Source organism: Mucilaginibacter sp. PPCGB 2223, from assembly GCF_001705515.1.
Lineage (GTDB): Bacteria > Bacteroidota > Bacteroidia > Sphingobacteriales > Sphingobacteriaceae > Mucilaginibacter.
Map to the genome: position 1 here is coordinate 1772961 of NZ_MDJS01000001.1, position 12719 is coordinate 1785679.

At 44.4% G+C, this 12719-nt stretch carries 15 protein-coding genes; 1 reads left to right on the forward strand and 14 read right to left on the reverse strand.

Translation table 11 applies throughout. From position 1 onward, the window contains the following. Position 1: 1 nt before the first annotated feature. The 7 genes from BEL04_RS07635 to BEL04_RS07665 form a co-directional block, all read right to left on the reverse strand. Positions 2 to 1072 (reverse strand): complex I subunit 1 family protein, encoded by a 1071-nt coding sequence (locus tag BEL04_RS07635; protein ID WP_066001945.1) that lies wholly within the window; start codon positions 1070 to 1072, stop codon positions 2 to 4. 126 nt (positions 1073 to 1198) lie between these two features. Next, the gene (gene murI, locus BEL04_RS07640; protein WP_066001947.1) at positions 1199 to 2029 is read right to left on the reverse strand and encodes a glutamate racemase; all 831 of its coding nucleotides are present in this window, start codon (positions 2027 to 2029) and stop codon (positions 1199 to 1201) included. Between the two features lie 68 nt (positions 2030 to 2097). Further along, positions 2098 to 2610 carry an OmpH family outer membrane protein gene (locus BEL04_RS07645; protein ID WP_066001949.1) on the reverse strand — a complete coding sequence of 171 codons (513 nt, stop codon included), beginning with the start codon at positions 2608 to 2610 and terminating at the stop codon, positions 2098 to 2100. 97 nt (positions 2611 to 2707) lie between these two features. Next, positions 2708 to 3220 (reverse strand): OmpH family outer membrane protein, encoded by a 513-nt coding sequence (locus BEL04_RS07650; RefSeq protein WP_066001950.1) that lies wholly within the window; start codon positions 3218 to 3220, stop codon positions 2708 to 2710. A 47-nt stretch (positions 3221 to 3267) separates the two neighbouring features. After that, a complete protein-coding gene (locus BEL04_RS07655) occupies positions 3268 to 3798 on the reverse strand; it encodes an OmpH family outer membrane protein (RefSeq protein WP_066001951.1) in 531 nt (176 codons plus the stop codon). Between the two features lie 7 nt (positions 3799 to 3805). Beyond that, on the reverse strand, positions 3806 to 6355 hold the full coding sequence (bamA, locus tag BEL04_RS07660; protein WP_066001953.1) for an outer membrane protein assembly factor BamA: 2550 nt from the start codon (positions 6353 to 6355) through the stop codon (positions 3806 to 3808). A gap of 63 nt (positions 6356 to 6418) precedes the next feature. Continuing rightward, the gene (locus BEL04_RS07665) at positions 6419 to 7159 is read right to left on the reverse strand and encodes an isoprenyl transferase (RefSeq protein ID WP_066001954.1); all 741 of its coding nucleotides are present in this window, start codon (positions 7157 to 7159) and stop codon (positions 6419 to 6421) included. Between the two features lie 402 nt (positions 7160 to 7561). Here BEL04_RS07665 and BEL04_RS07670 point away from each other — a divergent pair, with 402 nt between their 5' ends. Next, the gene (locus tag BEL04_RS07670) at positions 7562 to 7915 is read left to right on the forward strand and encodes a hypothetical protein (protein WP_066001958.1); all 354 of its coding nucleotides are present in this window, start codon (positions 7562 to 7564) and stop codon (positions 7913 to 7915) included. Here the strand turns inward: BEL04_RS07670 and BEL04_RS07675 are convergent. The 7 genes from BEL04_RS07675 to BEL04_RS07705 form a co-directional block, all read right to left on the reverse strand. Continuing rightward, positions 7903 to 8700: a DUF6089 family protein gene (locus BEL04_RS07675; RefSeq protein ID WP_083227803.1), complete on the reverse strand. Its 798-nt coding sequence runs from the start codon at positions 8698 to 8700 to the stop codon at positions 7903 to 7905. The two genes, BEL04_RS07670 and BEL04_RS07675, sit on opposite strands and share 13 nt — an antisense overlap. A 9-nt stretch (positions 8701 to 8709) precedes the next feature. After that, positions 8710 to 9591, reverse strand: coding sequence for an NAD kinase (locus tag BEL04_RS07680; RefSeq protein WP_066001960.1), 882 nt, complete (start codon positions 9589 to 9591; stop codon positions 8710 to 8712). Between the two features lie 9 nt (positions 9592 to 9600). Then, positions 9601 to 10263: a CBS domain-containing protein gene (locus tag BEL04_RS07685; protein WP_066001962.1), complete on the reverse strand. Its 663-nt coding sequence runs from the start codon at positions 10261 to 10263 to the stop codon at positions 9601 to 9603. Between the two features lie 8 nt (positions 10264 to 10271). Then, a complete protein-coding gene (locus BEL04_RS07690; RefSeq protein ID WP_066001963.1) occupies positions 10272 to 11033 on the reverse strand; it encodes an alpha/beta fold hydrolase in 762 nt (253 codons plus the stop codon). 122 nt (positions 11034 to 11155) lie between these two features. Then, positions 11156 to 11605, reverse strand: coding sequence for a GatB/YqeY domain-containing protein (locus tag BEL04_RS07695; protein WP_066001964.1), 450 nt, complete (start codon positions 11603 to 11605; stop codon positions 11156 to 11158). A gap of 10 nt (positions 11606 to 11615) precedes the next feature. Then, the gene (locus BEL04_RS07700; RefSeq protein ID WP_066001966.1) at positions 11616 to 11951 is read right to left on the reverse strand and encodes a hypothetical protein; all 336 of its coding nucleotides are present in this window, start codon (positions 11949 to 11951) and stop codon (positions 11616 to 11618) included. A 4-nt stretch (positions 11952 to 11955) separates the two neighbouring features. Next, the gene (locus tag BEL04_RS07705; protein WP_066001967.1) at positions 11956 to 12714 is read right to left on the reverse strand and encodes an SDR family NAD(P)-dependent oxidoreductase; all 759 of its coding nucleotides are present in this window, start codon (positions 12712 to 12714) and stop codon (positions 11956 to 11958) included. Between the last annotated feature and the right edge of the window lie 5 nt (positions 12715 to 12719).

The window sequence follows — 12719 nt, forward strand, 5'->3', positions numbered from 1 at the left end:
ATCACATTAACCACAGGCGCCATACGCCCGAAATAAGCATACACAATAAAGCCAGTGGTGTTAACACCTTCCAGCATAAGTTCATTAACTGATCAACTCGGAAACGTGGCAGCGTCCATCTGATCCACATCTGCACACCAACCAACAGCAGCGATTTGAGTACGATCCAAATGATGCCCCATACCGTACCGGTTGTATAATCGGCCAGGTGTGCCGGACCGATATTGGGCAGCGGCGTATTCCAGGCGCCTAAAAATAAGATAACGCCCAGCATCGATACCAGAAACATCATCGAATATTCGGCCAGAAAAACAAAAGCGAAGCCCAGACCGGTATACTCGGTATGGAAACCAGATACCAGTTCCGATTCGGCCTCGGGTATGTCAAACGGCGCGCGGTTGCTTTCGGCCAGCGATGCGATAAAGTAAATAGCAAATGCCACGATCAGGTGCGGCGCGCGAAATATGTTCCAGGCTAAAATACCACCTGCCTGTCCCACATCAATAAAACCTAAAAACCTGCTGCTTTCGCCCGATAAAACACCTTGTTGTGTAGCGATATCCTGTAAATTCAGGGTTTGTGTAATCATCACAACAGAAATAATAGCAAAACCTGCCGGGATTTCGTACGAGATGATCTGTGCTACAGAGCGCATAGCGCCTAACAGCGAATACTTATTGTTCGACCCCCAGCCGGCCATCAAAATGCCCAGCGCCTCTACAGATACAATGGCAAAAATGTAAAACAAGCCGATATTTAGTTTGGCCGGAACCAGCCCTGGCGCCCATGGCAGGGCAGCAAAGCCCATATACACCGAAACAAAAATGATAAAGGGCGCCAATACAAATAAAATCTTATCAGCTGCCGATGGCACGATCAGCTCTTTTTGGATGAGTTTGATAATATCGGCGATGGTTTGCAGGGAGCCGTATTTACCTGTTTCGGTGGGGCCAAGCCTGTCCTGTATAAAGGCCGAAACCTTACGCTCGGCATAGATCCCGAAAAGGGCAAACACGGCAGCAAAGCCAAAAAGTCCTAATGCTACTAATATATATGTGAAGTAAAAATTCAATCAAGTTTGCTTTGGGTGCAAACTTAGTTATTTAGAAGGAAAACCCGATGAGATTAGTAGATTTAATAAGCGTCTGCCTGATAAATCAAATCAAGTCTGCCCTTCCGGGGAGGATTCAGGAGGGGCCTATTTAACCGGTATATACGTTGATTTGATTTTTTCGGAAAAAAACATTGTGGCATTCTGATCAAAATCGAGCGTATCATCCGTAGTGGTAAAGAATTGCTGGTTGCCATTTTTACTTAACCCTGACTCTATTTCGGGATGACGGCGCAGGTAATCCTGCAGGCTTTGCGCTATAATTTCGCCCTGTGCTATTACCCTGATATGGTCGGGCAGATAAGCTTCGATTTTATCCTGCAGCAAAGGATAATGCGTACATGCCAACAGCAGGGTATCAATATCGGCACTTTGCGACAGGAGCTGATCAAGGTATTGTTTTACAAAATAATCTGCGCCAGGTTTGTTGTGTTCGCCATTTTCGATCAAAGGTACCCAAAGCGGGCAAGCCTGCTGGTATACTTTTACATCGGGGAAGAAATTGCCTATCTCGATACCATACGAATTGGATTGGACAGTACCCTTTGTGCCCAGCACACCTATTTGTTTGGTACTGGTATAATTGCCGATTACTTCGGCCGTGGGCCTGATAACACCCAACACACGTTTTGCCGGGTCGACATTTTTCAAATCCTGCTGTTGTATGGTACGCAATGCTTTAGCCGAGGCCGTGTTACAGGCCAATACAACCAGCGGGCACCCCATCTCGAACAGCAATTGCACACACTCCCAGGTATATTGGTGGATGGTTTTGAACGACCGGTTGCCATAAGGTGCGCGCACATTATCGCCGAGATAGATATAATCATACCCTGGCAACAGTTTGGCTATAGATTTGAACACGGTGAGGCCACCGTAACCCGAATCAAAAACGCCGATAGACTGCTTGCTTAACATGTTGTAAAAATAGCAAAGCGAAGCCCAATTAAAAACCGAACTTCGCTTTGTCTTAAAAAAGAATAAGATTATTTTACACCCAGTTTCAGCTTTACTGCTGCGGTCAGATCATCCGCATCAGGCGAAACCAGCATGATCTGCGATGATGAATCAAATACATAGGTATAACCTTTTTCTTTCGCCACAGCCGAAACTGCTGTTTTTACTTTATCGAACAAAGGTTTGGCCAGTTCGTTTTGTTTCGCATCTATAGATTGCTGCGCTTTTTGGGTAAACTCCTGCATCCTTTTTTGGATATCGGTTATTTCAGATTCTTTTTGGGTACGTATCGCATCGTTCCAGGTGGTTTTATTTTTTTCATAGTCTGCACCTTTTGTCTGCAGTTCGGTCTGCATTGCCTGGTATTGATCGGCAAATGTTTTCTGATAATCCTGCATGGTTTTGGCGATCACTGTTTTATCAGGCATTACATCAATAACAGCACTGAAATTTACATAACCGATCTTTTGCTGCGCCTTTGCAAAATTTGCCGTAAACAATAAGCACCCGGCTACTAATATTGCTCCAAATAATTTTTTCATCTTTTATTTCTATTTCCTTTTTTTGATACTTTGTTAAAAAAAAAGCGAAACTCGATCATCGGATCGAACTTCGCTTCGATATGGTTTTAAATGCCTTTTATTTTAAGCCTAATTTTATTTTAACAGCCGGCATCAGGTCGTCCGCCTCAGGCGAAACGATAAATATACCTTGTGATGAATCGATAACGTAAGCGTAACCTTTTTCTTTAGCAACTGCAGTTATCGCAGCTTTAACTTTATCCAATAATGGTTTGCCAAGCCTGTCTTTTTCGGCTTCGACTTTGCCCTGGGCAGTAGTTTGGTAATCCTGGATACGTTTTTGCAGGTCGGTCAGCTCGGCTTCTCTTTGTGTACGAACGGCATCGGTCATGGTTGCACGTTTCGACTCGTAATCGGCGCCTTTGGTTTGATACTCGTTCTGCATGCTTTGCAATTGGGTGATAAAGGTTTGTTGGTATGTTTGAAGCTGCGACGATATAACCTTGGTATCGGGCATCTGATCAATTACTGCATTAAAATTAATATAACCGGTTTTACCCTGCGCCTTCGCCAACGTACCCGCAAAAACCATACAACCGGCAATTAATACAACTTTTAATAAATTTTTCATTTCTGTTTTTCTGATTTCTATTGTGGTGCTATTTTAACTAATTTATTTTATTTGGCCAACACTCCGGGCTTTAATCCGAGTTTGATTATGACATCCGAACTCTTGTCGTAACGGGGGTTTGCATATAGCATCACCACCTCGCTGTTCTTGTCAAATATCATATCCAGGTCTTCGGCCTCGGCCACAGCCTGTATGGCTTTGGCTATTCTGTCCTGTATGGGTTTTACCAGTGCACTGCTGCGCTGTGCCAGTTCACCATCGGGGCCAAACTTCGATTTCTGAAAATCTTTAGCTGCTTTCTCTTTATCTATTATTTCTGCCTCGCGGCGTTTTTTCATATCAGCGGTCATCAGTACCTGGTCGGCCTGGTAAGCTTTGTACAGGTGATCTATCTCCTGAAAACGGCTGTCGACCTCTTTTTGCCACTGGCCCGACAGCGCATTCAACTCTTTTTGCGCAGAGATATAATCGGGTACATGTTTTAATATGTACTCCGAATCGACATAGGCAAAACGCTGTGCAAATGCGCCAAGCGACACAAGTATAACCGCACTAAGCGTCAGGAATATTTTTTTCATGTTACGATCAATTAAATCCGCCATTCAGGCTTTGAGAGATGGAGAAGTGGAACTGACCTTTGTTTGCACCGGGGATACCGGGGATAGCGTCAAATCCATAACCATAATCTAAACCAAGCAAGCCAAATATAGGAAGAAAAATGCGAGCTCCAACACCCACAGATCTGCGTACATTGAACGGAGAATATTCACTAAAATTATTCCAAACGTTACCGCCTTCAGCAAAGGTGAGCAGGAAAATAGTTGCCGACTCGCTGGCGATAACCGGATGCCTTAACTCGAGCATATATTTGCTGAACACCGGGCTGCCCGGGTTGTTGTTTTCGTTATAATTTGACCCAACCGGAACAACAGAGAAGTTTTGGTAACCACGCAGGCCGATGATCTCGCTACCCTGTAAAAACTGGTAACTCTGCATACCATCGCCGCCCAGTTTAAAGCGCTCAAACGGCGCCTGGCCAACTTCTTTATTATAGTAACCCATAAAGCCAAACTGTGCCTGGCCTTTCAATACCAGTTTACCATATATCTTCTGAAACCACTGCCCCTCAAATTTCCATTTGTGGTACTCAACAAACTGATAACGCTGTTGCGGGGTGGCTATCAGGTAGTTTACGCCATTAAACGCCGAATATGGCGGCGTGGCCTGTATGGTAAATTTCAGGTTCGAACCTGTTGTAGGGTAAATAGGCGCATCGGTTGAGTTACGGCTCAGTTCCTGGGTTAATTTAATGTTATATGATGTACCGTTTTTAAACAGGTAGCCCGGATAGTTAAACAGGTTGTAATGATCTACGTTTAACGAGTAGTTTAACTGGAACAGGTTATCGGGCCATCTTAAACGCTGGCCGAGCGTTACACCAACACCGTTAATACGCAGGTGATAGTAATTCGGGTCAGACTGTGAATAAGCCGAGATGTTCGAGCTTAATTGTGTATAAGCTGTTAAACCAAAATAGATTGGTTTTTTGCCGCCCAGCCATGGCTCTGAGAAGGTGAACGAATAGTTTTGATAATCCTGTCCATTTGACTGGCCGCGCAGGCTCAATTTTTGCCCGTCGCCTTTTGGCAGCGGCTTATATGCGCTCAGGTTAAACAGGTTGCGCAGCGAGAAGTTATTGAAAGTTAGGCCCAAAGTGCCAACCAGCTGGCCGCCGCCAAAACCGCCCGAAAGCTCGATCTGGTCTGAAGGCTTTTCAACTACGTTGTATACAATATCCACCGTTCCATCGGCCGGGTTGATATTGGTTGGTTTTGGTTCGGTTTTTTGTTCGTCAAAATTACCTAACTGGGTAATATCGCGTTGGCTGCGCACAATGGCTTCTTTCGAAAATTTCTGACCGGGCAATGTCTGCAACTCACGGATAATCACTTTATCGTTGGTTACATCGTTACCTTTTACCGATACACGGTTGATCGTATACTGCGGGCCTTCGTACATGCGGATATCAATATCCACGGTATCATTGTAAATACGGGTTTGTACCGGGTCGGCCTGGTATGTAAGATAACCATCGTTAAGGTAAAGTGTCGAAATATCATCGCCGCTTGATGTAGGGCCGCTTAAGCGTTTGGTCAGGTTCTCTTCGCTGAAGACGTTACCTTTCTTAATACGCAGTATACTGCTCAAAGCTGCTGCCGGATATTTGGTATTGCCCGAGAAAGTAATATTACCGAAGTAATATTTAGGGCCTTCGTACATTTTGATCTTTACGTTTACGGTCTTGTCGTCATTACGCCAAACCGAGTCGCTCAGTATTTCGGCATCACGATAGCCTTTGCTTTGCAGTTTGGCTATAAAATCCTGCTTGTCCTCTTCGTATTTATCGCGCATAAATTTCTTCGAGCCAAAAATATGGTACCATTTACGCTCTTTGGTTTTACCCATATATCCACGTAAGGTATTTTGGTTAAAGGCCTTGTTACCCTCGAAGGTTACACTGTTGATCTTAACTTTCTGTTTTTTGTCGATCGCCACATCAAGGATAACGCTATTGGCATCGGCCGGGTCTTTACGCTGGGTAATGGTAACCGTTGTATTTAAAAAGCCTTTATCGTTAAACTCTCTTTTACTGATGGTAGTTACCGTATTGAGCAGGTTCTCGTTCACGATCTTGCCTACCTTATCATTTAGTTTTTTCTGCAGATCCTCAATCTCGCCTTTACGCGGGCCGGTTAAGTGCAGCCTCGATAAACGCGGGCGCTCTACTATCGCAATATCAAAGTATACGGTATCCAGGTTCATCCGGGTGATGTTGAGTTGTACATCGTCAAACAAACCCTGTTCCCAAAGCGCTTTGATCACATTGGCCGAAGCATCACCCGGCAAGGTTATCTTATCGCCTTTATTTAATTTCGAAATAGTGATCAGCACATCTTTTTCAAGATATTTTGTACCACTAACTGTTATGCCGCCAATAATGTAGTCTTTCGGGTTGAGGTAGCTTAGGCTGTCGGTCGGGATTTTGGTAAGCGCCGGCCTGGCCTGGTTAGATACCTGGGCCCATGCACCGGTGCATGCCACAGAAAAAAGAATTGCAAAAAGATATTTATTCATCCAGAATATTTTGGTGGCTAAAATAATTTATACAGTTGTTAAAAAGTGTTAAACGTAAAAATATTAGTTAACTTGTTCGCTGGTGAGCCCGAAACGGCGTTCGCGTTTCTGGTAATCCGATATGGCTTCATACAGGTCTTCCCGGCGGAAATCGGGCCAAAGCTTATCGGTAAAATACAGTTCGGCGTAGGCAATTTGCCAAAGCAGATAGTTGCTTATACGATATTCGCCGCTGGTGCGTATCAGCAATTCCGGATCGGGCATACCGGCAGTATGCAGGTGGCCGGCAAACAAATCTTCGGTTATATCTGAAACCTTTAAGTCGCCTTTTTCAACTTTCTCGGCTATAGCCCTGGCAGCCTGTACAATTTCGCGCCGCGAGCTGTAGCTTAGCGCCAGGGTAAGCACCAGGCCGGTATTGCCTGCTGTTTTTTCCATCGCGCTTACCAGTTCATCATAACATTTTTTAGGAAGCATTTCAATATCGCCTATGGTGTTGAGGCGTACATTGCTTTCCATCAGCTTTTTGATCTCTTTATTGATCGTCGAGATCAGCAGCTCCATTATAGCCGTTACTTCGTATTTGGGACGGTTCCAGTTTTCGGCCGAAAAAGTATAAAGCGTTAAATATTTTATACCGAGTTCGCCGGCGCCTTCAACCACATCGCGTACCGATAAAACTCCATTATGATGGCCAAACACCCGCAGTTTGCCCTTGCCTTTTGCCCAGCGGCCGTTGCCATCCATAATGATGGCCACATGTTTGGGTAACCTTGCGGTATCTATCTGCTCTTTAAAACTCATCCTTTTAAATAACGGCTAAACGATCATCTGCATGCGTAACATGTTTCTTTAAAACAAGGCTGCTGAAGGTAGCCCGGTTTAATGTATCGTAAAGCTTATACGTGTTGTTATTATTTGTGATCAATCAATTGTTTTGCCCAATTAATTAACGCTGTCCGCTAAATAAATTGAATTTTTCTCAAAATTTCAGGGGACAAAGGTAAAACTAACTTTGTATATTTTTATTATATGGTAAAAAGAAAAATGCACACCTGTAACGGTTAATTACATTGGCAAACAAGGGAATATCACAACATGAAATATACGGTGGAAAAATCCGGCCGGAGTAAAATATCGTACTTTGATTTTATTTTGATTATCGATAATTTAATCGCTTAATTTTATCCCCAAATTCGCCAGTTCATGATTTCCTCTATCACTGTACTTTTTTTACTGACCTGTTACCTGTACTTTAAGCAGTTTTATGGCAAACTGATAGATAGCCAGATCGAAGATGCCGCCGAAAAGCAGTTGTGGGCCGGTAAGTTAAAAAAGAAACTGATTGTGTTTTTTGTGGGTGCAGGTATCATTGTTATTTTATATGCTACCTCGTTCACTATCATGAAGATCAACCCGGAGCTCGAAAATGTAAAACTGATACGCCGGATTGCCGACCTGGTCGCCACAGGTATATGCGCGGTTTTATTTTACCTGGATAAAGCCGAACTCGATAAAAAACTGGTTGTAAAACCGGCCGACCCCTTTCAAAACTTATAACAGTTTTGGGTTACGAAGGTGTACGAAATGGTAAAGCCTAAAAACATATAGCTATCGTGCGCATAGTTGCCCCGCTGCGAACCTGCAGAACCGATACTTTCGCCGGTACGTTCGGCCGAACGGTCTGAAAGCGCCCGCGATAACGCGCTTGGTAATACAGCCTTGTTAGGATAAGCGCCGTAAACATCATCCAGGTAGCCAGTGTTGGTGTAGCGATAACCCAAATCGACGATAAAATTCCACTTACCGGTAAAGTTAAACTTTAAGCCTGCACCATATGGTACCGACCATGCCCTGGTATTATATGGCCTTGCCTGGCCCTCGGTAGTTAAAGGTGCCAGGTCGTATTCGGTACCTTTGTAGCTGGCCCGCGGGTTAAAGCCAACAGTAGCAATCCCGGCAAAAATAAACGGGGTATATTTATTGGTGCCAATTTCGGGTATATAACTCATAAAGTTAAACTCTCCTATGAGGCTTATCTCGCTCAGCGAACTGGAGAAACTCAGGTTACGGTTAAATAATTGCTGATTGGCGGAGGTACTATCGTCGCCCCGGATGGTACCGTACATGTACTGTAGCTTGAGCGACAGATAATTGCTAAAATTGCGTTTAAGGAAGAACCCACCGCTAACATCAGTCAGCTTAAACGGGTTGTTCTGATTAAAATCGCCCATATAGCCCGACTCGCCAACCGTACCGCCAACTTCCCAGGTTTGTGCGCTCAATCTTCCCGCAAAGGATATAAGCATCAGCAATAAAACAAGTACAGGTTTTACCTTGCGCATTAAAAACAATTAATAATTGCGGGCGTCAATTCCCCACATTAACTTATTCCTTAACGTGGATAAGTACGATTCATTATCCAGGCGGATAAGGTTAAGCTGAAAGCCGGCCTTGCGAATATTAAATTTGATAGGTTTATCGATTACCACCGTTCGCGAATCGCAGGATACCAGGTAATTGGCGCTGCGAAACTCTACTTCAAAGCTCAGCACGCTATCATCCGACAATACGATAGGCCTGACGTTTAAATTATGCGGCGATACCGGTGTTAATACCAGGTTACCCGACTTTGGTAAGATGATGGGGCCGCCGCAGCTTAACGAATAGGCCGTAGAGCCTGTAGGCGTCGACACGATAATGCCATCTCCCCAGTACGAGTTTAAAAATTCATCGTTCAGGAACGCGTGGATAATGATCATGGCCGAATCGTCGCGCTTGTGAAAGGTAATATCATTCAGCGCGAAGTTTTCGTTGTCGAAGTATGGATGCTCTGACTCGATAGTCAGCAGCACACGGCTATCCAGGGTAAAGCTGCGGTTTACCACGGCATGTATAGCTGCGGCGATATCGCTTTTATTAATACTGGCCAAAAAGCCCAGCCTGCCAAAGTTGATACCAATAACCGGGATGCCCGAATCGCGGATGAAAGCTAAAGTATCCAGCAAGGTACCATCCCCGCCAAGGGTTAAAAAAACATCGATCAACCCCTTTAAAGTATCGCCTTTGGTAAATACCTTATGCCCTTCGGGTAAAAGTATTTTGCCCGACAGGTGGTCGTTCAGGTCGCAATAAACATAAATTTCTACTTCATGTTGTTCGAGCGAAGTAAAAACCTGTTGTACGTAAGGTAAAACCGAATCGTTAAATTGCCTGCCGTATAGCGCGATCTTCATGCGGGGAGGTTATAAGTTGAGGTAATTCATTAACGAATCGTACCTGTCCATCGAGTCGTCGTCAACAGGCTTCGAGTTAAAAGTTGCCTGTACAGTATAATCATAGCGTTGAAAAGCAGCTACGATGCCAGAAATATCCTGTTTATTTAATTTCAATGTTACTTCAAGCTTTGTCGAATCAGGGAACGAACGGATGTATGAGCTCAATATCTGCGCGTTATCCGACTCTACGATCTGGGCTATCTGCGCCAGCGAGTTATTGCGGTTGCTGATCTCGAGCACAATAATTCCGCCTGGTTCGGCAACCGAAGTCAGCTTGGCAAAATACTCGTTCATGCTGTTAAGTGAGATCAAACCCAGATAATTGCTTTTGAAATCGAGCACAGGTACCACGGTCAGTTGCTGTTCGTAAAACAACCTGATCACATCATAAATGTGCTGGTTTTCGATAACGTACGGATTAACCAGCGATAACTCGATCGAACCGATAGGCTGCTGATAATCGGGATACTCAAACAGATCATCCTCGGCTATCAAACCCAAAAATTGCTCATCGTTTACCAATGGTAAATGGCGTACCTTAAACTCGGCCATACGGTCAATAACCTTCTGTATCGTATCGGATGTACGAACAGCAGGCATGGCGTTGGATATGAGTTCGGCTGCTAACATTTTTTAATTTACGATTTGATCTTCTTCAAAAAGCCGGCCAATATTTCGTTAAATTCTTCGGGGCGCTCCATCATTGGTGCATGCCCGCATTGATCAATCCAGTGCAGCTCCGAGTCGGGTAACAATTTATGGAACTCTTCGGCCACCTCGGGTGGTGTAATTTTATCATTTTTACCCCAGGCCAACAGCACCGGGATGGTTATCTTATGTACCTCTTTCGACATATTGTGCCTGATGGCCGATTTGGCCATAGCCAATATGCGGATAACACGATGACGATCGTTCACGGTTGCAAAAACTTCGTCAACCAGTTCTTTTGTCGCCGTTGCCGGATCGTAAAAAGTATATTCTACCTTTTCCTTTACAAATTCATAGCTTTCGCGGCGCGGGAATGAACCGCCAAAGGCATTTTCGTATAAGCCCGAACTGCCGGTTAACACCAGGGCTTTGGCGACACCGGGATGCGCAAGGCAATAGATCAGTGCCACATGCCCGCCTAATGAGTTACCCAAAATGGTAACATCAGTCAGCTTTTTATGGGTAATAAACTTATGCACGTATTTCGACAGGCTTTTGACGCCTGTGGTCAATAACGGCAGATCGTAAATTGGCAGCATGGGGATAATGACCCGGTATTGTTTACTAAACTTTTCGATAACTTGTTCCCAGTTACTTAGCGCGCCCATCAGGCCGTGCAGCAGCAACAGGACCTCGCCCTCGCCTTCGTCTATATAACTAAAACCATGATCATTTTTTAACACAAAATCCATATAATTCGTAAATATTTTACATAATTAAAATTTTATCCTGAAATATAAATCAGGCCTAAAATTAAATTACCCGCCATAAAAATAGCTTATTGGCGCGGAGTTACAACAATAAAAACAATTATTTAACCTAATAATTGCTTTACCACTTCCGAAATTGTTTTACCATCGGCCTTGCCTGCAAGTTCCTTATTGGCAGCTCCCATAACCTTGCCCATATCCTTTACCGAGGTGGCACCGGTGCTCGCAATTACCTGCTTAATGATAGCTTCGATCTCCTCGCGGCCCAGTTGTTTCGGCAGGTATGCTTCGATCACCTGCAGTTCGCCCATCTCGATCTGGTACAGGTCGTCGCGGTTTTGTGTTTTGTAAATATCGGCCGACTCTTTACGTTGCTTGGCCAGCTTTTGCAGGATCTTGATCTCGGCTTCGGTATCCAGTTCGTGCGAGGCACCTTTTTCGGTACGCGCGGTTAATATGGCCGATTTGATGGCCCGCAGCCCTTGCAATTTATCGGCTTGTTTGGCCAGCATCGCTGCTTTGATATCCTGGTCTATTTTTTCTGCTAATGACATATTCTTTGAGTTATGAGTTGTAAGTTGCGGGTTGCCAGTTATTCATTTCTGCCACTTTCAATATTTGCGTATTTTCGTACAGTTCAAATGGTTCGAAGATCAGTGCAATATACTTTTGATTTAACAAGGCTATTTCGTAAATTGACAAGGTATCCGGATTATCAGAGCTATTTAATTGTTCATCTTCGAGCCCCTTAGCATCCTTTTCCTCTATTAAAGCAATTACTTTGTTTAAAAGGTTTCCGGAGTAACCTACGGCATTGATCAATTCAATATCTAAAATTTCCTTACTGGAAATCTTTAAATATTCAGCGACTAATTTCTTTACGCGGGCTTCAAAAGTCATATTATTATTTTCTAAAAAATGTGGTAGCATTAGCTTGCGCCGTTGGCACCAGCACAATTTCGTTGATGTTAACATGCGCCGGGCGCGATGCCGCGAACCATATCGTTTCGGCAACATCTTCGGCTACCAGCGGTGTCAGGCCATCGTATACTTTTTTAGCCCGTTCCTTATCGCCGTGAAAACGTACTTCCGAAAATTCGGTCTCAACCGCACCCGGATGGATAGCGGTTACCCTGATCCCGTAAGGCAACAGATCCACACGCATACCTTTATTTAAAAAATCTACCGCAGCTTTGCTGGCGCAGTATACATTGCCGTTGGCATAAATTTCCTTGCCGGCGATGGAACCCATATTGATGACATGCCCGCTTTTATTTTCGATCATCCAGTTGATCACCACTTTACTTACATACAACAAGCCCTTGATATTGGTATCGATCATGGTTTCCCAATCGCTGTACTTACCGTTTTGTATCGGGTCGAGCCCCTGGCTCAGGCCGGCGTTGTTGATCAGCACATCTACTTTCTTCCATTCGGCAGGCAGGCTCTCGAGTTTTTCAATAACGATATCGCGCTCCCGTACGTCGAACTCCAGGGTAATTACCTCAACGCCATAATCGGCAATAAGCTTTGCGGATAGTTTTTCGAGCCTGTCGGCACGGCGGCCGGTGAGTATCAGGTTATATTTTTCGCGGGCAAAGGTATAAGCACATGCCTCGCCAATACCGGCTGTAGCACCTGTAATTAAAGCAATTTTCGACATAGAGT

What these genes read in the sequence shown, in the direction of transcription:
- BEL04_RS07675 (WP_083227803.1), bottom strand. Translation starts at nt 8,700, where the DNA reads ATGCGCAAGGTAAAACCTGTACTTGTTTTATTGCTGATGCTTATATCC.
- BEL04_RS07650 (WP_066001950.1), bottom strand. Translation starts at nt 3,220, where the DNA reads ATGAAAAATTTATTAAAAGTTGTATTAATTGCCGGTTGTATGGTTTTT.
- BEL04_RS07705 (WP_066001967.1), bottom strand. Translation starts at nt 12,714, where the DNA reads ATGTCGAAAATTGCTTTAATTACAGGTGCTACAGCCGGTATTGGCGAG.
- BEL04_RS07685 (WP_066001962.1), bottom strand. Translation starts at nt 10,263, where the DNA reads ATGTTAGCAGCCGAACTCATATCCAACGCCATGCCTGCTGTTCGTACA.
- BEL04_RS07690 (WP_066001963.1), bottom strand. Translation starts at nt 11,033, where the DNA reads ATGGATTTTGTGTTAAAAAATGATCATGGTTTTAGTTATATAGACGAA.
- BEL04_RS07700 (WP_066001966.1), bottom strand. Translation starts at nt 11,951, where the DNA reads ATGACTTTTGAAGCCCGCGTAAAGAAATTAGTCGCTGAATATTTAAAG.
- bamA (WP_066001953.1), bottom strand. Translation starts at nt 6,355, where the DNA reads ATGAATAAATATCTTTTTGCAATTCTTTTTTCTGTGGCATGCACCGGT.
- BEL04_RS07695 (WP_066001964.1), bottom strand. Translation starts at nt 11,605, where the DNA reads ATGTCATTAGCAGAAAAAATAGACCAGGATATCAAAGCAGCGATGCTG.
- BEL04_RS07665 (WP_066001954.1), bottom strand. Translation starts at nt 7,159, where the DNA reads ATGAGTTTTAAAGAGCAGATAGATACCGCAAGGTTACCCAAACATGTG.
- BEL04_RS07655 (WP_066001951.1), bottom strand. Translation starts at nt 3,798, where the DNA reads ATGAAAAAAATATTCCTGACGCTTAGTGCGGTTATACTTGTGTCGCTT.
- BEL04_RS07645 (WP_066001949.1), bottom strand. Translation starts at nt 2,610, where the DNA reads ATGAAAAAATTATTTGGAGCAATATTAGTAGCCGGGTGCTTATTGTTT.
- BEL04_RS07670 (WP_066001958.1), top strand. Translation starts at nt 7,562, where the DNA reads ATGATTTCCTCTATCACTGTACTTTTTTTACTGACCTGTTACCTGTAC.
- BEL04_RS07680 (WP_066001960.1), bottom strand. Translation starts at nt 9,591, where the DNA reads ATGAAGATCGCGCTATACGGCAGGCAATTTAACGATTCGGTTTTACCT.
- murI (WP_066001947.1), bottom strand. Translation starts at nt 2,029, where the DNA reads ATGTTAAGCAAGCAGTCTATCGGCGTTTTTGATTCGGGTTACGGTGGC.